The 24,553-nt window shown below is 73.5% G+C and carries 18 protein-coding genes; 9 read left to right on the top strand and 9 right to left on the bottom strand.

Annotation, left to right across the window (positions count from 1 at the left end):
• The first annotated feature begins 20 nt into the window (after positions 1-20).
• Complete coding sequence (locus SM450_RS13030; RefSeq protein WP_474619972.1) at positions 21-878, top strand: helix-turn-helix transcriptional regulator; 858 nt, start codon at positions 21-23, stop codon at positions 876-878.
• A 9-nt stretch (positions 879-887) separates the two neighbouring features.
• Here SM450_RS13030 and SM450_RS13035 read toward each other — a convergent pair whose 3' ends face one another.
• From SM450_RS13035 to SM450_RS13045, 3 genes are read right to left on the bottom strand one after another with little or no spacing between them, the layout of a single operon-like run.
• Positions 888-3,680, bottom strand: coding sequence for a hypothetical protein (locus tag SM450_RS13035; RefSeq protein ID WP_474619973.1), 2,793 nt, complete (start codon positions 3,678-3,680; stop codon positions 888-890).
• A 32-nt stretch (positions 3,681-3,712) separates the two neighbouring features.
• Positions 3,713-5,287 (bottom strand): hypothetical protein, encoded by a 1,575-nt coding sequence (locus tag SM450_RS13040; protein WP_474619974.1) that lies wholly within the window; start codon positions 5,285-5,287, stop codon positions 3,713-3,715.
• Positions 5,284-6,957, bottom strand: a complete 1,674-nt coding sequence (locus tag SM450_RS13045; protein ID WP_474619975.1) for a hypothetical protein — start codon at positions 6,955-6,957, stop codon at positions 5,284-5,286. Before SM450_RS13045 ends, SM450_RS13040 begins: the two co-directional genes overlap by 4 nt.
• A gap of 133 nt (positions 6,958-7,090) precedes the next feature.
• Here SM450_RS13045 and SM450_RS13050 point away from each other — a divergent pair, with 133 nt between their 5' ends.
• The 3 genes from SM450_RS13050 to SM450_RS13060 all read left to right on the top strand — a co-directional run bounded on the left by SM450_RS13050 (position 7,091) and on the right by SM450_RS13060 (position 9,938).
• Positions 7,091-7,660, top strand: coding sequence for a hypothetical protein (locus SM450_RS13050; RefSeq protein WP_474619976.1), 570 nt, complete (start codon positions 7,091-7,093; stop codon positions 7,658-7,660).
• A gap of 129 nt (positions 7,661-7,789) precedes the next feature.
• The gene (locus tag SM450_RS13055) at positions 7,790-9,535 is read left to right on the top strand and encodes a DUF1996 domain-containing protein (RefSeq protein ID WP_474619977.1); all 1,746 of its coding nucleotides are present in this window, start codon (positions 7,790-7,792) and stop codon (positions 9,533-9,535) included.
• 25 nt (positions 9,536-9,560) lie between these two features.
• Positions 9,561-9,938, top strand: coding sequence for a UBP-type zinc finger domain-containing protein (locus SM450_RS13060; protein WP_474619978.1), 378 nt, complete (start codon positions 9,561-9,563; stop codon positions 9,936-9,938).
• A gap of 28 nt (positions 9,939-9,966) precedes the next feature.
• Here SM450_RS13060 and SM450_RS13065 read toward each other — a convergent pair whose 3' ends face one another.
• Positions 9,967-12,366, bottom strand: a complete 2,400-nt coding sequence (locus SM450_RS13065; RefSeq protein ID WP_474619979.1) for a tetratricopeptide repeat protein — start codon at positions 12,364-12,366, stop codon at positions 9,967-9,969.
• 307 nt (positions 12,367-12,673) lie between these two features.
• Here SM450_RS13065 and SM450_RS13070 point away from each other — a divergent pair, with 307 nt between their 5' ends.
• Positions 12,674-13,951 carry a chymotrypsin family serine protease gene (locus tag SM450_RS13070; protein WP_474619980.1) on the top strand — a complete coding sequence of 426 codons (1,278 nt, stop codon included), beginning with the start codon at positions 12,674-12,676 and terminating at the stop codon, positions 13,949-13,951.
• Positions 13,952-14,200: 249 nt separating this feature from the next.
• On the opposite strand, the gene SM450_RS13075 is transcribed toward SM450_RS13070, so the two are convergent.
• Both SM450_RS13075 and SM450_RS13080 read right to left on the bottom strand, forming a co-directional pair.
• Positions 14,201-15,193 carry a glycosyltransferase family 2 protein gene (locus tag SM450_RS13075; RefSeq protein WP_474619981.1) on the bottom strand — a complete coding sequence of 331 codons (993 nt, stop codon included), beginning with the start codon at positions 15,191-15,193 and terminating at the stop codon, positions 14,201-14,203.
• The gene (locus SM450_RS13080) at positions 15,168-16,991 is read right to left on the bottom strand and encodes a hypothetical protein (RefSeq protein ID WP_474619982.1); all 1,824 of its coding nucleotides are present in this window, start codon (positions 16,989-16,991) and stop codon (positions 15,168-15,170) included. Before SM450_RS13080 ends, SM450_RS13075 begins: the two co-directional genes overlap by 26 nt.
• A gap of 253 nt (positions 16,992-17,244) precedes the next feature.
• On the opposite strand from SM450_RS13080, the gene SM450_RS13085 reads away from it, so the two are divergent.
• Positions 17,245-18,516 carry a cellulose-binding domain-containing protein gene (locus SM450_RS13085; protein WP_474619983.1) on the top strand — a complete coding sequence of 424 codons (1,272 nt, stop codon included), beginning with the start codon at positions 17,245-17,247 and terminating at the stop codon, positions 18,514-18,516.
• A gap of 61 nt (positions 18,517-18,577) precedes the next feature.
• Here SM450_RS13085 and SM450_RS13090 read toward each other — a convergent pair whose 3' ends face one another.
• The 3 genes from SM450_RS13090 to SM450_RS13100 are packed head-to-tail and all read right to left on the bottom strand — an operon-like array spanning position 18,578 to position 21,492.
• Entirely contained in the window at positions 18,578-18,952 is a 375-nt protein-coding gene (locus SM450_RS13090; RefSeq protein WP_474619984.1) for a YciI family protein, read from the bottom strand.
• Between the two features lie 48 nt (positions 18,953-19,000).
• A complete protein-coding gene (locus SM450_RS13095) occupies positions 19,001-20,803 on the bottom strand; it encodes a sensor histidine kinase (RefSeq protein WP_474619985.1) in 1,803 nt (600 codons plus the stop codon).
• Positions 20,800-21,492 carry a response regulator gene (locus SM450_RS13100; protein WP_474619986.1) on the bottom strand — a complete coding sequence of 231 codons (693 nt, stop codon included), beginning with the start codon at positions 21,490-21,492 and terminating at the stop codon, positions 20,800-20,802. The genes SM450_RS13095 and SM450_RS13100 overlap by 4 nt, the downstream gene beginning before the upstream one ends.
• A 101-nt stretch (positions 21,493-21,593) precedes the next feature.
• Between SM450_RS13100 and SM450_RS13105 the strand changes: the two genes are divergently transcribed.
• From SM450_RS13105 to SM450_RS13115, 3 genes are read left to right on the top strand one after another with little or no spacing between them, the layout of a single operon-like run.
• Positions 21,594-22,691 (top strand): peptidoglycan-binding protein, encoded by a 1,098-nt coding sequence (locus SM450_RS13105; protein WP_474619987.1) that lies wholly within the window; start codon positions 21,594-21,596, stop codon positions 22,689-22,691.
• Positions 22,688-23,368 carry an ABC transporter ATP-binding protein gene (locus tag SM450_RS13110; RefSeq protein WP_474619988.1) on the top strand — a complete coding sequence of 227 codons (681 nt, stop codon included), beginning with the start codon at positions 22,688-22,690 and terminating at the stop codon, positions 23,366-23,368. The genes SM450_RS13105 and SM450_RS13110 overlap by 4 nt, the downstream gene beginning before the upstream one ends.
• Positions 23,365-24,543 carry an ABC transporter permease gene (locus SM450_RS13115; protein WP_474619989.1) on the top strand — a complete coding sequence of 393 codons (1,179 nt, stop codon included), beginning with the start codon at positions 23,365-23,367 and terminating at the stop codon, positions 24,541-24,543. The genes SM450_RS13110 and SM450_RS13115 overlap by 4 nt, the downstream gene beginning before the upstream one ends.
• The last annotated feature ends 10 nt before the right edge of the window (positions 24,544-24,553 follow it).

Here is a 24,553-nt window from a genome sequence, read left to right on the forward strand (position 1 = left end):
GCGGGAGGCAGACTCGGGGGATGGACAGACACGAACTCGGGGCGTTCCTGCGCAGCCGCCGCGAGCGGCTGCGACCGGAGGACGTCGGCCTCGCCCCGGGCCGGCGACGCCGTACGCCGGGCCTGCGCCGCGAGGAGGTCGCGGTGCTCGCGCACATCTCCACCGAGTACTACGTGCGACTGGAACAGGGCCGCGCGCCACGGCCCTCGGGCGAGGTCCTCGCCGCCATCGGGGGCGCGCTGCGGCTGACCGACGTCGAGTCCGACCACCTGCACGTCCTCGCCGGCGCCACGCCGAGCCGCGCCGGGCTGCACCGCCGGGACGTACGCCCGAGCATCCTCGCGCTTCTCGGCCGGCTGCCGGGCACGGCCGCGTTCGTGACGTCCGCGACGTTCGAGGTGCTCGCCTGGAACGAACTCGCCGCCGCGCTCATGGAGGACTTCGGGCGGCTCACCCCTCGGGAGCGCAACCTCGCGCGCCGGGCGTTCCTCGGGCCGGCGCCCGCCGCCGCGCCGATGTACGGCGTCTCCGACGCCGCCGAGTTCCGCCGGCACGCCGTCCGGCGACTGCGGGCCACCCACGCCCGGTATCCACGCGACCCCGCGGTGACCGACCTGGTCGCCGAGCTGCGCCAGGGCAGCGCCGACTTCGCCCGTCTCTGGGAACGCCACGACGTGCGGGCCGCGTCGATGCTCACCAAGACCTTCCACCATCCGGTGGTCGGTGAGGTCACCGTCGACTGCGACTCGCTGGACCTCACCGACCGCGACCAGCACCTCGTGCTCTACACCGCGCCGGCCGGATCCCCGGACGCCGACACCCTGGCCCTGCTCGCCGTGGTCGGCCCCGACTACGCCCCGGCACACCGGTCACCCTGACCGCACCTGCTACCGGCCGGTCGGGCTCGGCGGGTTGAGGTCGGGACCGGCCTGCAACTGGACGAGCGAGGTCGGGGTGACCACCTCCCACGGGTCGCCGACGGCCACCTCGTCACCCGGCCGGTCGAGGGCGTCGGCGATCAGGTCCTCGATCGGCGGGTACGGGTTGCCGCCGTCGCGCCACGGCCGTGGCGACAGGGTGGGCACCCGGGAGGTGGCGAGGAACTCACCGACGGCGTACTCGTAGCCGGGCCGGACCGGCACCACGACCCGGGCCGCGCCGGCCTGGAGGAACGCCTGGTGCAGCGGGTCGCTGCTGGTGCGGCTGCGGACGGTGACCCAGCGGTCCCGGCCGGCCCACTGGTAGGGGTAGCACAGGTAGATCAGGTTCTCCCACTCGAAGTTCTCCTCGGCGAACTGGATCTGGTCGGCCTCGGCGACGATCTGCATCCGGTCGATGCGGGGAGCCTCGTCGTCCGGTGTGTCGAGCGCGCCGTACAGGTCGAACTCCTGCCCGGTGAGCACGGTCTGACAGGCCCGCTTGAGTTCCAGCAGCTCCACCTGCCGCAGGGTGGCCGCCGACCCGTCCGCCTGGTAGGCGGTGCGTGCCTGCCGGCGGGCCTGGTCGTTGTCGTAGGCGGAGCGCTGGGCCAGGTATCCGGCCCGGATCGTCTCCCAGGCCCGCAACCGCCACGCCTCGAACGCGCCGTCGGTCCGGGCACACCGGACCCGCACCACGACGGTGAGCCCGCCCCGTTGGTCGGTGCTGATGCCGATCGGGACCGGCCCGGGGACCGGTGAGTCGAAGTCGATGACCGACACACCTTGGGTGCTGTCGTTGAGGGTCAACCGGTGCTCACCGACCGCGATCTGCACGGCCTGTGGCGGGCTGCCGACGTCGGTGGGGTACTCACCCTCGGACAGGCCCCAGGTGGTCCGGACGTACGCCCGGCTCGCCTCGTAACCGGCCGGCACCGCGACCTCGCCGGTGTAGGAGGCGTACCCCCATTCGGGCTGGGACTTGTCGGTGGAGTTCTTGGGATAGTCGAACGGCCGGGCGGGCGGGTCGACGAACGTGGCGGTGGCGAAGACCTCCGGATCCGGGGGCGGCTCGACGCCGAAGATGTCCCAGCGGGCGGCCTTGGCGGCCCAGTTGTCGTCGTCCAGGTCGTCGACGTCGAGGAACCAGGCGGGCGGCTTGGGGACGGCTCCCGCGCTCGTGTCCTCGGACGTCCGGGTGTTCAACCAGACGAGCGTGGCGGCGGGCTCCGGGACGATGAACTCCAGCATCAGCCGCTCGCCGTAGTTGTAGACCTGCGCCTGGTCGACCTTGTCCAGCCAGCGGTAGACACCGCTGATGTTCGCGGCGCCGGCGGCGTTGTCGAACGAGTGGGTGTTGGTCTCGGTGACCCGGACGCTGCTCGTGGTGGTGCGGCGTTGCCCGGTCTCGGTACGCAGGAGCTGGCTGGCGCTCTCGGTGAGCGTCTTGGCGTAGGACACCGCCGAGCTGCTGCTCGTCTCGGTCGAGGTGGACTGGTCGACGTTGATCTCGATGCCGGCCTGGACCGGCCCGAGCCCACCTGACACGCTCACGCCCAGCGAGGTGGAGTTCTGCTGCGACGCCGCCGTCACCAACGCCCGGTCCAGGCTGTTCTGCTCGGTGGACTCGAGTTCCTCGGTGGACGCGTCGATCGACTTGCTGATCGTGGTCACGGTGTCGCTGGTGCGGGTGTCGGCCACGTGGGACCGCCCGCGCGTCTCGCTGGCGAGCACGTTCTCGACGTACGAGATCTCGCCGGGCTGGTAGCGCAGCAGCGCGGTACGGATGACCATGAGGTCGCCCCGGCCGGCGATGCGGGCGTACGCGTCGAGCACCGGCACCGTCGGCTGCCCCGGATAGGGCAGCGGATCGGCCGGGCCGGGGTGCGACGGGACCGGTTCGAACTCGCCCGGGTCAAGCTTCGCCGTCGCCCGGCGCCGGGCGTCGTCCTGCTCGGCGGAGAACACCCGGGCGAGGCTGCTCAGCGTGGTGGTGTCCGGAACACCGAGATCGGCCGCCGCCTGCGTGGTGGCCGCGATCGCCGGACCGAGATCGGGAAAGCCGCTGTCCCGCAGGTCCCGCACCGTCGCGTCGGTCAGCCCGACGGCGCCGGCCCGGGCGCGCAGCCGCCGCAGGGTCTGACCGAGGTCGGCGAACCGGTCGGCCCGATCGGCGTCCGCGTCGGTCCGCGGCGGCGCCGGCGGGTCCGGCAGCAGCACGTCCCGTCCGCCGAGCAGGGCCCGGACCAGACACGCCGCGTCGGCGTCGGACCGGGCGAGGCGCAGCAGCGTCATCCCGCGCAGGACACGGACCAGCACGACCGCTGCCGGTGACCGGGGGATCCGCAGGAACCGGCCCAGCACCAGCACGTCCACCACCCAGGTGGTCAGCTCCGCCGCCGCCGAGGCGAGCTGCCCGGCGTCCAGGTCGTGCTCGGTGGCCCACCCGGCGACGCCGTCGCGCAGCCCGCCGACGGTCAGCCGGGCATCGACGGCGACCCGGAGCAACAGCCACAGCGTCTGCCGGCCGAGTTCGTCGAGGCGGTCGTCCCTCCCCGCCAGCCGTTTGGCGAGCAGTCGCCGCGCCCGGTCGTCGTCCCCCTCGGTGACGACCTCCCGGACGGGATCCGACCAGGCGTCCCGGAAGTCGACGACCGCGTCGATCAGTTTCGGGCCGGTGGTGCAGGTGTCCGGGGCGGCGTCGCCCTCCCGGCGCAACTGGACGAACCGTAGGCCCACGTGGGTGGTGACAGGGGTGGTCATTGTTCCCCTCCGGTCTCCCGACTCGGTTGTGGTCAGATCTTCGGCAGGTGCAGGGCCGCGGGCATGCCGTACGCGGCGAGGTGTGTGTCGAGCCGGTCCACGAGCCGGTTCCAGTCGGCGCGCACCTGGCCGCTCTGGCCGGCCGCCGCCTTCAGAGCCCGCTGCCACTCGTCCTCGTGCAGCGCGCCGACCAGTTCCGCGAGGGTGAACTGGTCGAACGCCACGATCGGTTCGTCGGCGCGCGCCGTGTCGGTGAGCGGGAACGCCCGCAGCGTCCCGCCCTTCGACAGCGGGGAGTCGGCCGCCCGGGCGGCGTCGTCGTACGCCGCCACCTCACGGAGGGTGGGTACGGCCCGGTTGCCGTACCTGTCGACGCGTGTCACACCGTTGAACATCCGCCCGGCGTGCAGGTCGACGCGGGCGTGCTCCCAGGGCGAGAGGAGCTGGAGGTTGGCCGGCTCGGCGGCGCCGGTGAGCATCGACAGTCGGCTGGTCCAGAGGGTCTCGTCCAGGTGCTTGCGCAGCCGTCGCGCCCAGCCGTTCATGAGTCGGGCGAATCGCTGGGTCAGGCTGTGTTCCCATTCGTAGGGGCGGATCCGCACGTTCCAGGCGCCCGGGAGGCGTAAGGCCATCCCGAACAGCTCGTCCCGGGACATCCGGTAGTACGGATCCCGGGCGTACCGTGTCTCCAGGTTCGTGGGATCCCCGGTCTCGCGGGCGGTGTCGCTGCCGTGGTGGCTCCACAGCCGTTGCAGCTCGGCCTCGTCGGCCTCGATGAAGGCGTCGTCCCCCAGCCGGGTCGCCAACTCCCACCGTGCCTGCTCGGCGGTGCGGGCGCTGGGCTCCTCGCGCACGAGTTTGAACTGGTACACCGGCGCTTCGCCAGTCGTGATCATGTGGGCGATCTGCGGCTTGGACAGCAGCAGATCGGGGTCGAAGTCCCAGGCGTGCAGCATGTCGTCGCTCGTGAGATCCAGCGCCCGGAACAGGCTGACACCGCGCGTGTCGAGCGGGATGTCGCGTCCCCACGCCCGGGATGCCATCACCATCGCGATGATGCGATGGCCGCGGCGGGTGACGAGCGACCCGTAGGGCGGATAGTGCGAGTCCGGCCCGGTCGGCGCGTTCATCGGGAGGACGTTGAGGTCCTCCGGCAACGCCACGTGGCGCCCGGTCTGGTAGCGGTACCTGCTGTAGGCGATGCCGCCGTCGTACGGCGTCGGGCTGAACCGGAAGTCGTGGAACGCCTGGACGAGCGCCTGGCGGTAGAGGTCGGGGTCGGTGGTGCGCAGCATGGTCGCGGCGGCCGGACCGAGGTACGCGTCGACGAAGCCGTGCAACACCGAGCCGGAGACACCGCCGGCGAGGAACTCGTCGGCCGTCAGCCGTGGCTTGTCCCGCCGGGCGGCCTGGAAGAGATCCTGCAGGAGCGCGGGTTCCAGAGCGACGCCGGAGCGGTCGACGAGTTGCGCCGGATCACGCAGGAACGCGGTCGGGATCGGCGCCTCGGTCGCCGCTTTCGCGATCTCCCTGCCGGCCCTGGTGGCCAACCGCTGCTGCGTCACCAGCAGCGCCTGCTGCCGCAGCAGTTCCATCTGCCAGGTCATGGCGACACCTGCGACAGGCCCGTGAGCAGGGTTTCGGCCAGATCCTTGTCCAACGGGGTGGTTGCCACCGCCGCCGCCCGTGCCAGTCGGGGCAGCGGCACGTCGCCGCGGGTCAGCACCCGCCGACCGGCCGCCAGCAGCGAACCGCCGACCCGCTCCACCACCGGGGGCACCAGCACGCCGCCCAAAGTCAGCGCGGCCGACAGGCCACTCACCGGCTCCCCGGAGAGATCCTTGCCGGTAAGCACGTACGCGGCGACGGAACCGAGGTCACGCAGGTCGTACATGGCCTGGATGGTGGGTACGGGGACGAACTGGCCCACCGTGACCACCACGTGGGCGATCTCCTCCACCGTCGCCGGCTCATCCCGCAGATCCACCACCGGCACCACCTCGTCGGTGATCTCCAGGGGCACGTCGTCGAAGTGCGTGGCCACCTGCTCCCGATACCTGACAATGCCCTTGAGAGTGCTCACCCCGGCGGCGCCGACCGCGTCGTCGAGGAACACCCGCACCCCCGCGGTGCGGATCACGGTCAACTGGAACGCCGGCCCGTCGGGCACCCCGGTCACCGGGCCGCCGACCGGCTCGCCGTCGGAGTCCAGCACGTCAAGCCGGTAGGCGAAACGGTCCTCGGCGCTGGCCGGGTCGACCCGGATGCGGATCGGCAGCGGCGCGCTGTCGGGTATCCCGCCCAGCCAGTCGACGTAGGTGTCGTACAGGTCCTTGGCCAGCGCGAACGCGACGGCGTCGAGGACCGAGGCGGCGGCGACGAACCACTCGGGCTGCCAGGACCAGGGCTGGCCGGCGGGCGGGCGGTCCGGGTCGGGGCGGACCAGCACCAGGTCGAGTCCGTCCACCCGGGCCTGCTGGACGGCCGCCGGCAGCAGCGCGCCGCCGCTCCCCCCGACCGCCGCCTCCAACGCGACGGTCCCGGCCACCAGGTCGGGTTCGGTGAGCGGGACCGCCCGCAGCGGACCGCCGAGCGGCGGCAGCGTGTCCGGGTGCCGGTGGCGCTGGATCTCGAACGCCAGGCTCTGGTCGCAGCGGGTGGGTCCGTCCCCGGGCAGGTGAACGGCGCGCAGCGCCCGCAGCCCGTCGGCGCCGAGCAGGGGCCGCGCCGAGTACGACACACCCGGCGCCATCGCCAGCAGCAGCCGCATCGCGCTCCAGTGCACGAGTGGGGTGACGTCCGGGTTCGCCTCCTGGATCTCGAAGGCGCGTGCGGGCGTGAACGTGTATCCCATCGGCAGCGGCGCGTACGAGATCGTCTCTCCGCCGACCACGACGTTCCGCTCTGCGCCGGTGATCCGGTGCTCGACCCTCAGCTCGAAGGCAAGCGGCTGGGCGGTGTCGACGTCGGTAACCAGGATCGCGGACGCCTCCGGTCGCCGGTCCGCGTGCGCCGCGGTGGCGGCCTCGTAGCACCAGCCCGGCAGATAGCTGACGGTGAGCGAGTCGGCCCCCTCGAAGCGGACGTGCAGCACGTTGCTCATCGCGTCGACGCACACGAACACCGGATCGGCGGGTACGCCGCCGTAGAGCTCCAGCCAGCGGCCCTCGCCCTCGACCGCGGTGTCGAGGGTCGACCAGACGTCCTCCAGCACGGCGCGCAGCGGCCGGGCCGCCTCGTCGGCGGCCTCCAGGATGGTCGGCGGACCCGGCGCCATGGTTGGCAGCCTAGAGACGGGCTGTCAGGCCGCAGTCACCTATCGACAGTCGTCGAATCGGAAAGCGGACATCGACGAGTTGACCTCCGCACGAGGCCCCGTGGTGTACGCGTAGGGCACCGCGGCCACCTCCGTGGCGAACCCGGTCCGGGTGTCGACAGCGGTCACCGTCAACGATCCGGACACCCGTTCCCCGACCGGTCCGCCCGGGGTGAACGTCACCATGACCCGGCCGCGCTGCCCCGGCGCCAGGGTCAACGGCGCGTACGGCCAGGTCGACCCCTCCACCACCCGCCGCCACCAACTGCCTGTCGACGACGCGCTCCGCCGGTCGGGGAGTCGGGTCAGCGCGGTCGCCGCACAGTCCACCCGGGCCGGTGGCTGCGGCGCGGCGCCGAACGGGCCGGCCCGGTTGGCGTTGCAGATCCAGGTCGTCGCCGCCACCTCGGCCGACGGCACCACCACCACCGCCGATCGCCGGCCGCACCACGGGCCACCGGCCGGCCTGCGGGGCACGACCGGGGAACGGTACGGGGAAGCGAGCGCGCTCAACGGGATCGCCGAAGCAGCGCGCCCGACCGGCGACATCGCGGACGCGCTCAGCCACCACACCGCGGCCCACACGATCGCGGTCGACATCGGCGCGCACCAGGAGCACGCCCGCGCGCAGGTCGACTGCGGACGCCGGCCGCCCGGCACATGAGGGCCGGTCGAGTTCTTACCGATCCGTGACGCGCCGGGAAAAGCTGATCGGCCGTACCAGGTGCGGCCGTACCCGAACGCGACAGCCGGCGAGACGACGGGCCGGCCCCCGCGATCGAGGAGAAGCGACATGAGAAGGCGTTACGGAAGGGGACCGTCGGGTGGCGCGACACCCACGCGGATCGTCCTGGGCGCGGTGGTGCTCGCCGCGACCGGCGCGCTGACGGCCACGTTCGTCTCCAGCGGCGGTAAGGGCACCGCGGACGCGGCGACGAACCTGTCGTCCTTCGTCCCGATCGACCAGGTCAGGCCGAACGTGGTCCGCCCCCGGACCGGGCCGGGCGCCTCGACCGGCCGGTTCACCGTCGACTGCGGGACGAACGGCAACCGCAAGTTCAGCCCGGACAACCCGGTCGCCCAACCCGGGGTGCGGAACGGCGCCGAGCACGTGCACGACTTCATCGGGAACCTCGCCATCACCGCCAACTCGTCGGACGCCGACCTGGCCGCCTCGGGAACCACCTGCGTCAACGGTGACAGGTCCTCGTACTTCTGGCCGGTGGTGCGGATCGACCGCACGGTGCGCCCCGACGACGAGGACATCCGGCGGGCGCTGGCCGCCACCCCGGGAACCGTGGTCTGCCCGTCCGTGCGTGACCGCCTTCCCGCCGTACCCGTCCGGGCGAAGGCGGCAGTCGACAGTCACTTGGCCGACCTGGAGCGGTACCGGGTCGCCGCCGACCGGCGCGTCTGGGCCACCCGCGGCGTGCACGTCCAGCTCACCAACGACGTGCTGCAGTGGCTGCGGACCCGCCGGGCGGCCTCGCTGGCCGCGATCGGCGACACGATCCGCCGGGCCGGCGGGCAGAACCCGGCCCGCCTGCGCTCGCTCACCGACTGCGATGTCAGCTACGACGCCATCCACGCCCGTCTGCGCGCCGGGCACACCGCCGCCGCCAGGTCGGCCACCCCGCAGGTGACCTGCCCGTCCGTACGGGATCGGCTCCCCGGCGTGCCTCAACCGGCCCTCGCCGAGGTCGACCGCGGCCTCGGTGAACTCGACCGGCAGATCTCCGAGGCGAACCAACGCCTGGTCACCAGCCGCGGTGAGGGTGGTGCCGGCTTCGTCGAGAACGTCGTCCTCGGCCCGCTGAGGGCCAAGCGGATCGCCGTGCTCGACCGGATCGCCATCGCCATCGGCCGCGGTGGCGCCCGTCCCCAGGGCCTCGACGCCCTCGCCACGTGCACGCTCGACCAGCGCGGCGGCCAACCGGCCACGGCGCCGACCGGCAGCGCGAGCCCGCTGCCCGACCCGCAGGGCGCGAACCTGGAACTCCCCAACAACACAGGCGAGATCCTGCGACCGGCGTCGGTCCTCATCGAGTACCGCGGCAACCCGGTCGGCAAGGTCGTGCCGATGCCCGCGTTCCTGCGCGCACTGACCGGCGACGCCAAACCCACTAGCCGTGGCCCGGCCAACGCCCGCGCCACCTGGACCTGCTCCGGGTTCACCGATCGGCTCTCCGACAGGTATCCGATCTGCCCGGCCGGCCGCCAGGTGCAACGGGTCCAGGACTTCCCCGGCTGCTGGGACGGCACGAACACCGACAGCGCCAACCACCGCGACCACCTCGCGTTCGCCGACCGGGCCACCGGCGCCTGCCCGCAGGGTTTCGTCGCGATCCCGCAGCTCCGGATCACGATCTCCTACGACATCCCGCGGGAGGTGCAGGTCAAGGGCCAGTACGCCCTCGACTCCTTCCCGGAGGAGAACCACAACCCCTTCTCCGACCACAACGACTTCGTCAACGTCAACTCCGCCCAGACCATGCAACGCATCGCCACCTGCCTGAACAAGGGCAAGAACTGCCGATGACCGCACCCGTGGATAGGCTCCGGAGATGGACAACCAATCCCAGCCGGAACCGTCGGCCGAGACCGCGGTGATCATCCCTGCCGTCCCACCGAGCGGAACGGGCTGCGTCGAGTGCGAGTCCGCCGGCGGATGGTGGTTCCACCTGCGCCGCTGCGCGGCCTGCGGCCACGTCGGCTGCTGCGACTCCTCACCGGGCCAGCACGCGACCGCACACGCGGCCACCACGGGTCACCCGGTCGTCCAGAGCTTCGAGCCCGGCGAGTCGTGGTTCTGGGACTACGCCGACGACCGGCTCCTCGCCGACGGGCCGGAGCTGCCCGAGCCGCACGCGCGCCCGCTCGACCAGCCGGCCCCGGGTCCCCGGGGCCGGGTGCCGCAGGACTGGAAGACCCGGCTGCGCTGACGGTGCGGCCGGCCGGGTCGGTCCGGCGTCACGAGGGTGTTCCGGGGGCCGACGCCCGGGCCATCCGCTCGCGTACCCCTTCGACGTCCGGATGGCCCAGGCCGTCGAGGATGATCAGGGCCCGCCGCCAGGTGCGGAGCGCGCCGGCCCGGTCGCCCGAGGAGTGCCGGCAGTCACCGAGCCGGGTCAACGTGTCCGCCTCGTCGTACCGGTCTCCGATGCGCTGGTAGAGCGTCAGCGCCCGGCCGAAGCACCGGATCGCCCGGCGGTGGTGTCCGAGCCGGTCGTGGATGAGGCCCAGGCTGTCCCAGGTGTTCGCCTCACCGTGCCGGTCGTCGGTGCGGCGCAGCAGCGCCAACGCCTGCTCGCAGTGCTCGCGCGCCGCGCCGTACCGGCCGAGCCGGGCATGTGCCCAACCCATCGCGTTGCGGGCGCTGCCCTGCCCGGCCGGGTTGCCGGTGTGCTGATAGAGCGCCAGCGCCCGCGCGGCGTGGTGCAGCGACTCCTCGTACCGGCCCAGCGCGTCGAGCATGGCGCCGAACGCCCGGTGGGTGCGGGCCTGCCCACTGTCGTCGCCCAGGTCGGCGAAGAGCGCCAGCGCGTCGCGGTAGTGGCCGGCGGCCTCCTCCTCCCGGCCCAGACGGACCAGGGCGCGGGCGAGGTCGCGGTGGGCGTTGGCCTGACCGGCGCGCTCGCCCGCCTGCCGCGCCGCGGTCAGGGCGGTGCGCTGGGCGTCGGCCAGGTCCGACCAGCGTCCCTGGCGTTGCAGGAAGTCCACCAGGGTCCGGGCGAGCCGCCAGGCGTGACCGTCGCACCCGGTGCGCCCGGCATGCACCACCGCCGCCAGGAGCACGCGGTACTCGGCGTTGAACCAGGCGAGCGCGTGCGCCGGGTCGGTGATCTCCTCGGGCACCACGCCGGGTGGGGCATCGGGCAGGGGGACCGGATCCCATCCCGGTTGCAGCAGCACCGCGGCGGCGTGCGCGGAGTGCAGATAGTGGTCCAGTCCACGCCGGATAGCCGCCTGCCGCTTGTCGTCCGGGTCGAGCCGCTCGGTCAGCTCGGCCGCGTACGCCCGCAGCAGGTCGTGCGCGCCGAACCGGCCGGGCGCGTGCTCGCTGAGCAGGTGCGCGTGGGCCAGCTCGGCCAGCAGCCGGGGCATCCGGCTGCGGGGCAGGCCGGCCAGGCTGGCCGCCGCCGGAACTCCGATCTCCGGGCCCGGGTGGCAGCCGATCAGCCGGAACAGCCGCGCCGCCGGCGGGGTCAGGTTCCGGTACGACCAGGAGAAGACCGCCTGCACGTCGGTGCCGGTGTCCCCGGTGTCGAACGCGTCCAACAGCCGTGCCGCCTCGCGTAGTTCGGCGGCGAGGGTCGCGAGCGGAAAGGCGGGGTGCGCCGCGCCCCGGGCGGCGAGCACCGCCAGCGCCAACGGCAGCCGCGCGCAGCGCTCGACCATCTCGTCCACGATCTGCGGCTCGACCGTCAACCGGTCCGCGCCCAGACGCCGGGCCAGCAACTGCCACGACTCGGCGCTGCTGAGCAGCCCCACCGGGATCGACCGGGCGCCCTCGGCCGCGATCAGGCCGGCGAGCCGGTTGCGGCTGGTGACCAGGACCAGGCAACCCGGGCTGCCGGGCAGCAGGGGCCGGATCTGCTCGACGTCGCGGGCGTTGTCGAGCAGCACCAGGATCCGGCGGTCGGCGAGCAGGCTGCGGTAGAGGCCGACCTGCGCGGACAGGTGGACGGGCATCCGCTCCGGAGACACGCCCAGCGCTTCCAGGAAGCCGTGGACGGCCTCCGCCGGTGTCACCACCGCCCCGGTGGCGTCGAACCCCCGCAGGTCCACGTAGAGCTGGCCGTCCGGGAACCGGTCCGCGGCGCGGTGCGCCCAGTGCACCGCGAGCGTCGTCTTGCCCACCCCGGCGGTGCCCGACAGGACCACGATGGTCGAGGCGGGTTCGCCGTCCGCCGGCCCGTCCCGGTCGTCGCCGGCGTCCAGCCGCGCCAACTGCGTCGCGCGGCCGACGAAGCCGGGCAGGGCCGGCGGCAACTGGCGCGGTACGGGCAGTCGTGCCGGCCGGGAGCGGGCCCGTCCGCCGCCGGCCCGTACGGCGGGTGTCTCGTCCCGGTCCGGCTGCCGTCGGGCCTCCTCCACCCGGTCCCGCGCGGTGGCCAGCGCCCCCTGCTCGGCGGCGGTGGCTCCGAGCAGCCGGATCAGGATGTCGAACCGTTCCGTCGGCGGCAGGATGTTCCCGGCGAAGTACTCCCCGATCACCCCTCGCGACCAGCCGGTCTTCGCCGCCAGTTGCCGGTACGTCAACTGGGTCTCGCCCTGTTGCCGCGCCTCCCGGCGACGCAGCTCGCGCAGCAGGCCGGCCAGTTCCGGCACGGTCCGGGCCGCGTCGGCGGCGTGGATCAGCGGACTCACGGAGCGGTCCGTCGCGGTCGCGCCCGGTGACGTTCTCCGGGCACCACGACGCCCCACCTGATCGGACATCCGGCCTCCCCACCGGCCCCACCCCGGCCGCCCAGGGGGAGGGTAGGGCCGAGCGTGAGCAACCCCATAGACCCATGCTGATGTACGACAGTTCCCTCCCGAAGGACGGGATCCGGCCCGTGGCTGTCCGGCGGTGTCCAGCCGAGTCCAGGATGCGCGGCAGGGCACCGACGCCCCGTGCCACCGTCCCGGTGCGGGTTCGGCCCGCGCCTTGCCACCTGGGGAAAGGGAGCACCTGATGAGTCACCGACCACTGAGCACACGGGGCGGACTGCTGCGTCGCGCCGCCGTCGCGGCGTTCGGCCTGGCGCTGCTCGCCACGGGCGTGTCCGCCGCGCCGGCCACCGCCGCCGCGCCGTCCGACAAGACGGCCACCACCCGGTCGTTCGTGGACAGCACGCCGGCACCGGCCGGCTTCGCCTCGTGGGCGGAGCTGTTCCGGGTGCAGCAGCGGATGAACACCGCCGCCGCGCGGATCGAGCAGGCGGCGCGACGGGGACCGGACTTCGGGTTCGCCGGCGTCGTCGCCGACCCCACCACCCGGCAGCTGCGGGTCTACTGGAAGGGCACGGCGCCCGCCGGTCTGCTGGCCGCCGCCCGCAGCGTCGTCCCGACCCGGGTGCTGCCCGCCGCGTACTCGCAGCGGGAGCTGGCGGTGGCAGCCGCCCGGCTGCGCGCCGCGGCCGGCAGCGAGGTCACCACGGTCGGGCCGCGCGCCGACGGCGCCGGCCTGCTCGTCGGTACGCAGGACGGGCTGCTCGGCGCGGCGAGCCTCGCCGGCGTCCCGGTGACCGTGCAGACCGGCGTCGCCGCCGCGCCCGCCACCCGGTGGGACGACTCGCCGCCGTGGTGGGGCGGCGCGGCGTGGCGTAACGCGACCACCGGCGGCGGCTGCTCGACCGGCTTCGGCGTCTACCAGGGCGGGGTGTCGCGGGTGCTCTCCGCCGCGCACTGCGGCAACCTCAACAATCTCGCCACCGACCCGACCGGGCAGACGATCGGCATCGTCGGCACCCGCAACGTCGGCACCGACACGCTGCTCCTCGCCGGCAGCGGGGGCGGCCGGGTCTTCAACAACACCACCGACGCGGCCGGCGCGGTGACGAGCGAGTTCAACAACCAGGTGATCGGCGCGCTCGCCAGCCAGGTCGGCAACTTCGTGTGCACCTCGGGCGCCTACTCCGGCACCCGGTGCTCGATCCAGGTCAAGGCCCGGGACCTGTGCATCAACATCCGCAACTTCGGCACGGTCTGCGGCCAGGTGCAGGCGGAGAGCACCACCCGCACCAACGCGGTCGGCCAGGGTGACAGCGGCGGCCCGGTGGAGATCGTGAACGGGGCGAACACCACCCAGGTCTACGCCACCGGCACGAACTCGGCCATCGACGACACCAACACCTCGACGGCCTGCACCGGGTACGTCCCCACCGGCCGGGTCTGCGCCTGGCGGATGTACTACGAGGACATCTTCTCCGGCCTGGCCGGGGTCGGCGCCTCGGGGGTGGTGCTGGGCTGACGATCCTCGGGCGCGACGCCCGATCCCGCGACCCGGCCGGTACGCGCTGCGCGTACCGGCCGGGTCCCGGTCAGCAACCCGGGCAGCGGGTGTCGCCGCCGCTGCGTTCCATGCGGTGCCCGGGCGGCCGGGGCGTGGCAGGTGCCGGCGGCGGGTTGAGGTCCCGGCCGGCCCGCACGGCGACCGGTAGCCCGGGGACGGCGAGCCGGCGTACTCAGAAGCGGGCCCCCCGTGCGGAGGCGCGGGCGGTCACCGCTCGTCCGGACCGGCCGCGCGCTCGGTCTCCTGCACCAGATAGTGCGGTCGGCGTTTGGTCTCGTAGTAGATCCGGCCGATGTACTCCCCGATCACACCCAGGAGCATCATCTGGATGCCGCCGAGCCCGATCACGCTCACGATGATCGTGGTGTAGCCGGGGACGTCGATGCCCTTCTCCACGGCGTCCGCGACCACCCAGGCCATGTAGACCACCGCGATGAGGGTGAGGAACAGGCCGCCGTAGATCGCCAGGCGCAGCGGCCGGTTGTTGAACGACAGCAGGCCGTCGAACGCGTAGTTGAAGAGCTTGCCGAACGTCCACCGGCTCCGCCCCGCCTGCCGGATCTCGTTGCGGTGCGACACCACAGCGGTCCGGAAGCCGATCCAGGAGAACAGCCCCTTGGAGAACCGGTTGTACTCCGGCATGGTCAGGACCGCGTCCACCGCGAGCCGGGACAGCAGACGGAAGTCACCCGCCCCGTCCAGCAGGCGCACGTCGATCCACCAGTTGATGGCCCGGTAGAACGACCGCGAGGCCATCGTGCGGAAGAACCGGTCGCCGCGCCGGTCCCGGCGGGCGATCACCTGGTCGAAGCCGTGCCGGTAGAGCGCCACCATCTCGGGCAGCAGCCGCGGCGGGTGCTGGAGGTCGGCGTCCATGATGACGACCGCGTCGCCGGTCGCCCGCCGCAGGCCGGCGAGCATCGCCGCCTCCTTGCCGAAGTTGCGGCTCAGCGACGTGTAGCGGACGCATCCGTCGGCGGCGGCGAGCCGGCGCAGCGCGGCCAGGGTGCCGTCGGTGCTGCCGTCGTCGACGTACACCACCTCGACGTCCACGTCGGGCACGCCGGCGAGCGCGGCGCGCACCGTCTCGTGCAACCGCTCCACCGACGCTTCCTCGTTGAAGCAGGGCACCACGAGTGACAGCCGCACGGTCGCCACCCCGGCGCCGTCCCGGTCAGAGGTGGTAGACGAGTGCGCCATCGACATCCTCCCGGGTGATGCCCAGCCCGTCGACGGGTCGCGCCTCGATGCCCTCCCACGGCGTCCCCGCGGCCCGGCTCGGCACGGCCACGACGGATCGCACGCCGATCCCGCGCAGGTAGGCCACACTGCCCGGGTCGGGGAAGGACGCGATGGCGGCCTTCGTCTGTGCCTGGCTGACCGGCTCGAAGCCCGCCAACCCGTTCGTCACCCGGGGGAATCCGTCGGTCGACCACAGCATGTACGTCAGGTCGCCCACGCCGCCGGCGGGCAGCACCAGCATCGGTTCCTGCGCGGCCCGCATCGCCGCCGGCGGCGTCGGCACGTCCGGGTGGGGCGTGGTGTTGACCCCCTCCGCGGTGACCAGGGCCAGCGGCACCAGCAGGAGCAGCGCCATGAGGATCCGCGTGCGACGGCGGTGGGCGGGCCGGCCGGGTGACTCGGCCGGCTCGGTCGGGTTGGCGCGCCGGCCCGGAGATTCGGCGAGCGCGGTCACCAGCCCGGCGGCCAACAGCGCCAGCAGCAGGCTTGTCCAGTGCATCATCCGGCCCGGGGTGCGCAGCGCGTCCCAGCCCGGCAGGTGCGTGGACAACGTCAGGTAGCCGGGGTCCCCGTCCCCGCCGAGCGTCGCGCCCAGGCCCAGCAGCACCGTGCCGAGCACGCCGAGCCCGAGCGCGATCCGGCGCCGCAGCGGGTACGCCGAGACGATCAGCCCGGCCGCGGCGAGCCCGAGCACTGTCATCCCCGGCAGCAGCGCCATCTCCGGCGGCCAGCTCAACTGCTCGCGCGCGGCGGCGTGCCGCTCGCCCCACATCCACGAGTCCGCGGGCGCGGTGAGGAATCCCATCAGTGGTGGGGAGAACATCTTCGTCCAGTCCAACCCCCGTTGGGCCTGCGGGTTGAGGTCGACCACGCGCAGGAAGACCAGGCCCAGTAGCAGCGTCACCGCGCCGAACACGGCGCCACCGGCCAGATCCGCGAGCAGCAGCCGGCGGCCGAACGGCGGGCGTTCCCGCCGTCGCCACCAGGACCAGCCGTAGCCGCCGGCCGCCACCAGCACCGCGGCCAGCAGGAAGTAGACAAGCGGCAACCCGATGCCGAAGCCGAGGCTCACCTGCCAGGCGGCGACGAGCCAGCCGGCCAGCGCCCAGCCGGGTCGCCGCCGCTCCGGCCGGTATCCGTGGCGCAGCGACCAGCCGTGACCACGGGCAAGCATCGCCAGCGACAGGGCGATGCCTCCGCTGGACAGGATGTTCAGGTGGCCGGAGTGCGCCAGCCGCCACGGCGCGAAGGCCCACGCGACCCCGGCGACCGCGCCGCCCCACCGGTTCGACCCGAGCTGCCGCGCCAGCGCGTACGCCCCGAAACAGGCAAGCGCGTGCAGCAGCACGTACAGCACGTTGTACCGGACCAGGGCCGCCTCGAATCCGGAGCCGAGCATCCCGATCGGGGCATATCCGAGAAGCGTGTCACTGTAGGCGTACGTGTATCTCTCGGGATAAAACGTGTTCGAATGCCAGAGATTGAAGGGCTCGTGGAGCACGGCGTGTCCCGCCCAGGCGACCTGCCACGCCTGCAACGTCGGGTCGCCGAGATCGCCCGGGATCGTGGTCGCCGGGTGTCGCAACGTCGGCCAGGTCAGCACCACCGACAGCAGCAGGCTGGCCAGGGCCGCCACGACCCATTCGGGACGCGGTCGGCGTCGCCGGTCGGGCCCACTTGGTGACGCTCCGGCGGGGGTCTGTTCGGGGCTCGCGCTCTCGGTGGTGGGTCGAGCGTCGGCGGACCGGGCATTCATGGAATCGATGCTCCGCGATGCTATTGACGATGTCGATCAGTGTCCGAAGTGTGGACCAGGCTGCTTGATTGAATAGCAATATGTCAATAGATTGAGGGCGGGCACCGCCCGAGCCGGGCACATCGGTCATAGCACCGACCAATCCCTGTGGCGCACCGCCGCGCCGCAACCGGAGCGCGTCGTCGCACCGCGTCCGTCCAGGACGCGCGCCGCCGTGCCGCTACCGCCCCGCTCGATGGCAGAAGGACCCTCCATGACGATTCTCCGTGCCCGCCCCGCCCCGACCCTGGCCGCCGCCGCCGCGCTGGCCGCCGCCGTGGCCGCGACCGGAACGGCCCTGCTCACCGGCCCGGCCGCCGCCGCGCAGGGCTGCCAGGTCGACTACACGAACAACCAGTGGCCCGGCGGCTTCACCGCCAACATCAAGGTTTCCCCAGGCGACACCGCCGTCTCCAGTTGGACGGTCACCTGGACGTACGGCGGGGACCAGCGCGTCACGAACGGCTGGAACGCCACGGTCAGCCAGTCCGGGACGACGGTGACCGCCCGCAACGTGTCGTACAACGGCAGCATCCCGGCGGGTGGCTCCACCGAGTTCGGCGTGCAGGGCACGTTCGCCTCCGGCGGCGGGGCACCCACCGGGTTCACCCTGAACGGCGTGCCGTGCAACGGGGCCGGACCGACGCCGACCGGCGGGCCCACCACGCTGAACCCGACCACGCCGCCGCCGACGTCGACGCCGCCGACGAGCACGCCGCCGACCTCCACACCCCCCACCAGCACGCCGCCCACGTCGACGCCGCCGACAAGCGCGCCGCCGACCAGCACGCCGCCGGTCGGGTGCGCCGGGGCGGTGCTCTGCGACGGCTTCGAGAACCAGACCGGCTCGACGCCGTCCGGCGACTGGAGCGTGGTGAACCCGGACTGCTCCGGCGCCGGCACGGCCACCATCGACACGACCACCACCCACAGCGGCAGCCGGGCGGTCCGGATCAACGGCGCCGCCGGATACTGCAACCACGTCTTCATCCGGTCCACCAAGAACCTCGGCAGCGTGGGCAGTGTTCGGTACGCCCGGATCTGGGTGCGGCACACCACCGCCCAGCCCACCGACCACACCACGATGCTGGCGATGACCGACGCCGCCGACGGCAACAAGGACCTGCGGATGGGCGGCCAGAACGGCGCCATGCAGTGGAACCGCGCCTCCGACGACGCGACCCTGCCCGAGCAGAGCCCGGCCGGCGTGGCGCAGAGCCTGCCGCTGCCCACCAACCGGTGGGCCTGCCTGGAGTTCATGGTCGACGGCTCGGCCGGTCAGCTCCGTACCTGGCTGGACGGGAACGCGGTCGCCGGGCTGACCGCGGACGGCGCACCGACGCACGACATCGACGGCCAGTGGTACAACCGCACCTGGCGCCCGCAGCTCACCGACCTGAAGCTGGGCTGGGAGAGCTACGGCGGCGGGTCGGACACCCTGTGGTACGACGACGTCGCGGTCGGGTCCAGCCGGATCGGCTGCTGACCCGGCGGGAACGTGGATGGGTCGAGGGTGTGTCCCGGTGGACGGGGCGCACCCTCGACCGTCACCATCGCCGGTCGGCCCGGTACAGCATCACGTCCAGCTCGGGATCGGGGAGGAGCTCCCGGACCTCCTGCGCGCAGCGGCAGCTCTCGGCGAACCGGGCGGCCCAGGCCAGCGCCTCCTCGCGGGACGCCACGTCGACGACCACGAACCCGCCGATGACCTCCTTGGTCTCCGGGTAGGGGCCGTCGGTGACCATCCCGTCCGTGGCCACGACGCTCGCCTGCTGGCGTTCCAGTCCCGCGCCGAACACGAACACGCCGGCGTCCACGGCGTCCTGGGTCACCGCGTGCGTGGCCTTGCTCACCTCGGGCAACTCCTCGGTGGGGATGTGGTCCATCCCGCCGTCGTTGAACGAGATCAGATATCGCGTCATGCGTGGCTCCCGTCTCCCGGCGACCGTGCCGGTCGCCCCTCACCCGTGTTACGAACGGGTCACCCCGTGTTCGACGCCAGGCCGGAGGAATTCGTTCCCGAACGGCGTGACCCGCCCGTTCCCGGGCAGCCGCAGCGTGAAGGTGCTGCCCGCGCCCGGCGTGCTGACGGCGGTCAGGTCGCCGCCGTGCGCCTGGGCCAGCCGGCGGGCGATCGACAGGCCCAGCCCGCTGCCGCCGGTGGCACGGGTGCGGGCCCTGTCGGCACGCCAGAACCGGTCGAAGACGTGCGGCAGGTCCGCGGACGAGAGGCCCACTCCGGTGTCGGCGACCTCGACGACGAGGTCGCCACCGTCGTCCCGGGCGCGCACCTCCACCCGGCCGCCCGCCGGGGTGTACCGGATCGCGTTGCTGAGCAGGTTGCCCACGATCTGCCGGAAGCGGGCCTGGTCGACCACGGCCACCGGATCGCCCGTGACGGTGCGGTGTACCGCGACGCCCACCCGTTCGGCGGCGCCCCGGTGCGCCTCGGTGACCTGGGCGAGCAGGTCGGCGACGTCGTGCTCGCCCGGGTGCAGGGCGAGCGTGCCGGCGTCGGCGTCGGCGAGGTCGGCGAGGTCGTCGACGATGTGTTGGAGCAGGCCCGACTCCTCCAGCAGCAGCCGCAGCATGTCCTGGTCGAGGTCGGCCAGCCCGTCCTGGCCGGCGGTCAGCCAACTGCGGATGTTCGTCAGCGGGCTGCGTAGCTCGTGCGCGATGTCGTTGACCATGGTGCGGCGCTGCTCCTCGCTGCGCTCGCTGCGTTCGGCGAGGTCGTTGAACGCGCCGGCCAGGCGGCCGATCTCGTCGTTGCGGGCGATCGCCACCGGCTCGGGCCGATGGGTGGCCCGATCCGCCGCGGCGGTGAGCGCCCGCAACGGCCGCACCAGGCGCATGCCGACGACGAGGGTCGCGGTGATCGCGACCAGCAGCACGAACCCGGTGGCCCCGGCGATCCGCAGCGTGCTGCCGGCGGACAGGTCGAACACAGGTGTCGGCGGTCGGGCGGGCCGGCTGAGGTAGAGGCGCGCCGGCGCGGCCACGTAGGGGCGGAGCTGCGCGCGCCGGGCCTCGTCCAGGCAGTCCTGGGCGTCCACCCGGCTGGCCGGCGCCTCCGGGTCGTGGAACTGCCAGGTGAGGTCGTAGTCGAGGTCGATGGCGCCGATGCGACGCTCCCGCAGGCACGGGGTGACCCGGTCCAGCAGATCGCGCACCGCCAGTTTCTCGGTGCTGGTGGCCGTGGTCTCGCGGAACCGGCAGTCCGCCCGCGGTGTCGGGTTCCGCGAGCCCAGCCGCACCACCGCGCGACCGTTGGGCGCCTCGTGCACGGTCGCCCCGACGCCCTGCCGGCGCAGGCAGCTCACCCGCTGCTCGGCCAGCCGGTGCTGCTCGGCCCGCTCCGAAGGGGTCAGCTCGTACGGACCGACCACACGGGGATCGATGACGCCGGAAGCGGCGCCGAGCGGGTCGACGACCGCCGTCGGCCGGTCCGGCAACGCGGCGCCCGGATGGGTCGCGGCGATCGGCGTACCGTCGGTCGTGGTGAGCGTGACCTGCCGCCCGGTCTCCTCCCCGAGCGCCTGGACGATCAACTCGACGCCGTCCCACGCCGGGTGGGTCGCCGCGTACCCGAGCAGCGTGTTGTAGATCCGCGAGTCGCCGGCCAGCGACTCGCCGCGCTCCTCCTGCGCCGCCCTGGTGGCGGTCTTCGCGGCCAGCCAGGCGGCGGTCGCCACCGACAGCACGACGATCAGCACCGAGGTGCCCAGCAGCCGCACCACCAGGCTGCGGTGCGGCGGAACGGGACGGCTCACCCGGCCGACCCGTCGACGAGCTTGTAGCCGACGCCGTGCACGGTGAGCAGGTAGGCCGGTCGGCGCGGGTCGCGTTCCAGCTTGCGGCGCAGGTTCATTACGTGCATGTCGACACCCCGGTCGGTGGCGTTCCGGTCCAGGCCGTTGATCCGCTCGACGAGCTGCGGGCGGGTGAAGACCCGCCCCGGCTCCGCGGCCAGCACCGCGAGCACGGCGAGCTCGCGGCGGGTGCAGGCCACGTCGACGTCGTCCATGCGTACCGTGTGTCCCGCCGTGTCGACGGTCAGCGCGCCCACCCGCAGCCCGGCCTCCCGCGGCGGGCGCCGGGCCGCGCGCCGCAGCAGCGCCCGCACCCGGGCGACCAGCTCACGCGGGTCGTACGGCTTGGTCAGGTAGTCGTCGGCGCCGACCTCCAGCCCGAGCACCCGGTCGTCAGCGCCGGAGCGGGCGGTGAGCATGAGGATCGGCACGTCGTACTCGACCCGCAGCACGCGGCACACGTCCCGGCCGTCGATCTCCGGCATCATCACGTCGAGCACGACCAGGTCGGGAACGCGCCGCCGGACGGCCGCGACGGCCGCGCGGCCGTCGGCGACCACCACCGGGTCCCAGCCGGCGGCTTGGAGGTAGCGGCGCACGATCTCGGCCTGCCGGGGGTCGTCCTCGGCGATCAGGATTCTGGCGAGCACGGTCCGACTGTAGGACGCCCGACGACGCCGCCGGCGAAACCTGACAACCGCTCGACAAACCGCTGACCGGGTCCGGACGACTCCCGGCCACCGTGGTGGGCATGACGAGACGGGCAAGGGCGCTGGCGCTCGCCGCCGTGGTGCTGGCCGCCGGCGTCGCCGGCCAGGTCGTGGTGACCAGGTGGCTCGCCGCCGCCGACGAGCCGGTCCGGGCCGGGAAGAACGACAACGCGGCGGCGACCGTGGCGGTGGAGCGGACCGACCTGTCGACCGCGCGGACGATGCCGGGCACCCTCGGGTACGGGGTGCCGCGCACGATCCGGGCGACCGGCGGGACGGTGACCTGGCTGCCCACCGTCGGTGCGGCGGTGAAGCGGGGCCGGCCGCTGTACCGCAACGACGACCGCCCGGTGACGGTCCTCTTCGGGACCACGCCGCTGTTCCGCAAGCTGGACGGCCCGGATCTGGTCGGCCGGGACGTCCGGGTGCTCGTGGACAACCTGCGTGCCCTCGGCTACCGGGTCGGCGACGAGCCGACTCGGAAGTCCGCCACGCTCACCGTCCGGCCCGGCGACGCGGTGCTCACCGCGCAGGTGGTCCGCGCGGTCAAGGCGTGGCAGAAGGACGTCGGCCTGCCGGCGACCGGCGTGCTCGACCCGGTGGACGTGGTCGTGTTGCCCGGCGCGGCCCGGGTCAGCCGGGTCACCGCCCAGCTCGGCGACCCGGCGACCGGCGACGTGCTCATCGTCACCGGCACGCGGAAGGTCGTCGCCGTCGCGGTGCGGGCCGCCGAGCTGGGCTCGATCCGGCACGGCGCCACGGTCGACGTGGAACTGCCGGCCGGCGACACCACCCGGGGCCGGGTCACCCGGATCGACCGCGACGCCCGCAGCCCCGAGGCGGGCGGGGACGGGGACGCCACCGCCGCCGAGGTGACAGTGACCGTGGAGCTGACGGGCTCGGTGGCGGTCCGGAACCTGGACTCGGCGCCGGTGCAGGTGACGTTCGCGGGGGAGAGCCGCCGGGACGTGCTCGCGGTGCCGGTCGCCGCGCTGCTCGCGCTGCGCGAGGGCGGCTACGCCGTCCAGGTCGCGGGTGGACCGATGGTCGCCGTGGAGACGGGCATGTTCGCCATGGGCATGGTCGAGATCAGCGGCGCGGGCGTGGACGAGGGCACCCGGGTGGTCACCGCCTCATGACCGACATCGTCCTGGCGGTACGCGACGTCAGCATGGTCTACGGCGGCGCCGTGACCGCCCTCGACCGGGTCTCGCTCACCGTCGCCGACGGCGAGCTGCTGGCGATCGTCGGCGCCTCCGGCTCCGGCAAGTCGACCCTGCTCAACATCATGGGCACGTTGGACCGCCCGACAAGCGGAACGGTCCTCGTGCGGGGGCACGACGTCGGCGCGCTCTCCGACCGGCAGGTGTCCGCGTTACGCGGGCGCAGCATCGGCTTCGTGTTCCAGCAGTTCCACCTCACCGACGGCCTCACCGCCACGGAGAACGTCGGCACCGGGCTGCTCTACGCAGGCGTACCCCGGCGGGAGCGCCGCGACGTGGCCCGGGCGGCGCTCGACCGGGTCGGCCTCGGGCACCGGACGGAGCACCTGCCGCACCAGCTCTCCGGCGGCGAGAAGCAGCGGGTGGCGATCGCCCGCGCGTTGGCCACCCGGCCCGCCCTGGTGCTGGCCGACGAGCCCACCGGCGCGCTCGACACCGCGAACGGGCGGGCCGTGCTCGACCTGCTCCGCCGGCTCAACGCGGAGGGCGCCACGATCGTGGTGATCACCCACGACCGGGGCATCGCCGGTTCGCTGCCGCGCCGCGTCGAGATGCGCGACGGCGTCGTCGTCGCGGACACGAGGCCGGCATGAGGACCACGCGGCTGTCCCCCAGAGACCTTCTCGCCCTGGGACTTGTGGGCCTTCGGGTACGCCGGGCGCGGGCCGCCCTCTCGGCACTCGGCATCTCCATCGGCATCGCCACGATGGTCGTGGTGATGGGCATCCCGGCCGCCAGCGAGCAGGCCCTGATGCGCGACCTGGCGAAGCTCGGCACCAACCTGCTCCAGGCAAGCGCGCTGCCCGACCAACAGCCGCCGGTGGCGTTCGACGAGCACGCCGGCGAGATGGCCCGGCGGATCGGGCCGGTCACCGACGCGGCGGCGGTGGCGAACACGCGCAGCACCGTCGCGCGCAACGACCGCGCGGACAACTCGGCGGCCACCACCGTGCTGGCCGCCCAGCCGCGACTGCTCGATCTCCTCGACGGCCACGTCCGGTCGGGTCGCTGGCTCGACGCCCCGACCGCGCGGTTCCCGGCCGTCGTGCTCGGTGCGGAGGCCGCGGGACGGCTCGGCATCGAGAGCCCGGCCGGCGGTCCGCAGCTCTTCATCGGCCGCCGCTGGTTCACCGTGACGGGCATCCTCGACCCGGTCCCGCTGGCCCCCGAGATCGACCGCGCCGCCCTCGTCGGCTGGCCCGCCGCGCAGCGCGAGCTGGGCTTCGACGGCCGACCCACGGTGGTCTACGTCCGTTGTGACGAACCCGCCGTGGAGGCGGTCCGCGAGGTGCTGCCGGCGACCGTGATGCCGGGCCGGGCGGGGCTGGTCCGGGTCACCCGTCCCTCGGACGCGCTCGCCGCGAAACGCACCACCGAAACCACGTTCAGCGCGCTCTTCCTCGGCCTCGCCGGGGTGGCGTTGCTTGTCGGTGGCATCGGGGTGGCCAACACGATGGTCATCTCGGTGCTGGAGCGGCGCCGCGAGATCGGCCTGCGGCGGGCCCTCGGCGCCCACCGGGGCCAGATACGCGCGCAGTTCCTCGCCGAGTCGGTCGCCCTGTCGTTGCTCGGCGGCGTCGTCGGCACCCTGCTCGGCGTCGCCGCGACCGTCGGGTACGCGGCGCACCAGCACTGGCCACCGGTCATCCCGCCGGCCGCGCTCGGCGCCGGCATCGGCGGCGCCCTGCTCGTGGGCGTGGTCGCCGGGGTCTACCCGTCGATGCGCGCCGCCCGCCTCACCCCCACCGAAGCCCTCGCGTCCACCTGACGAAAGGTCC

It is taken from the genome of Micromonospora marincola (genome assembly GCF_056150385.1).

Bases quoted from the DNA above. Each gene is read 5' to 3' on its own strand.
- SM450_RS13090 (WP_474619984.1), bottom strand. From the start codon at position 18,952: ATGACGCGATATCTGATCTCGTTCAACGACGGCGGGATGGACCACATC.
- SM450_RS13045 (WP_474619975.1), bottom strand. From the start codon at position 6,957: ATGGCGCCGGGTCCGCCGACCATCCTGGAGGCCGCCGACGAGGCGGCC.
- SM450_RS13105 (WP_474619987.1), top strand. From the start codon at position 21,594: ATGACGAGACGGGCAAGGGCGCTGGCGCTCGCCGCCGTGGTGCTGGCC.
- SM450_RS13080 (WP_474619982.1), bottom strand. From the start codon at position 16,991: ATGAATGCCCGGTCCGCCGACGCTCGACCCACCACCGAGAGCGCGAGC.
- SM450_RS13085 (WP_474619983.1), top strand. From the start codon at position 17,245: ATGACGATTCTCCGTGCCCGCCCCGCCCCGACCCTGGCCGCCGCCGCC.
- SM450_RS13110 (WP_474619988.1), top strand. From the start codon at position 22,688: ATGACCGACATCGTCCTGGCGGTACGCGACGTCAGCATGGTCTACGGC.
- SM450_RS13055 (WP_474619977.1), top strand. From the start codon at position 7,790: ATGAGAAGGCGTTACGGAAGGGGACCGTCGGGTGGCGCGACACCCACG.
- SM450_RS13035 (WP_474619973.1), bottom strand. From the start codon at position 3,680: ATGACCACCCCTGTCACCACCCACGTGGGCCTACGGTTCGTCCAGTTG.
- SM450_RS13060 (WP_474619978.1), top strand. From the start codon at position 9,561: ATGGACAACCAATCCCAGCCGGAACCGTCGGCCGAGACCGCGGTGATC.
- SM450_RS13040 (WP_474619974.1), bottom strand. From the start codon at position 5,287: ATGACCTGGCAGATGGAACTGCTGCGGCAGCAGGCGCTGCTGGTGACG.
- SM450_RS13075 (WP_474619981.1), bottom strand. From the start codon at position 15,193: ATGGCGCACTCGTCTACCACCTCTGACCGGGACGGCGCCGGGGTGGCG.
- SM450_RS13115 (WP_474619989.1), top strand. From the start codon at position 23,365: ATGAGGACCACGCGGCTGTCCCCCAGAGACCTTCTCGCCCTGGGACTT.
- SM450_RS13070 (WP_474619980.1), top strand. From the start codon at position 12,674: ATGAGTCACCGACCACTGAGCACACGGGGCGGACTGCTGCGTCGCGCC.
- SM450_RS13030 (WP_474619972.1), top strand. From the start codon at position 21: ATGGACAGACACGAACTCGGGGCGTTCCTGCGCAGCCGCCGCGAGCGG.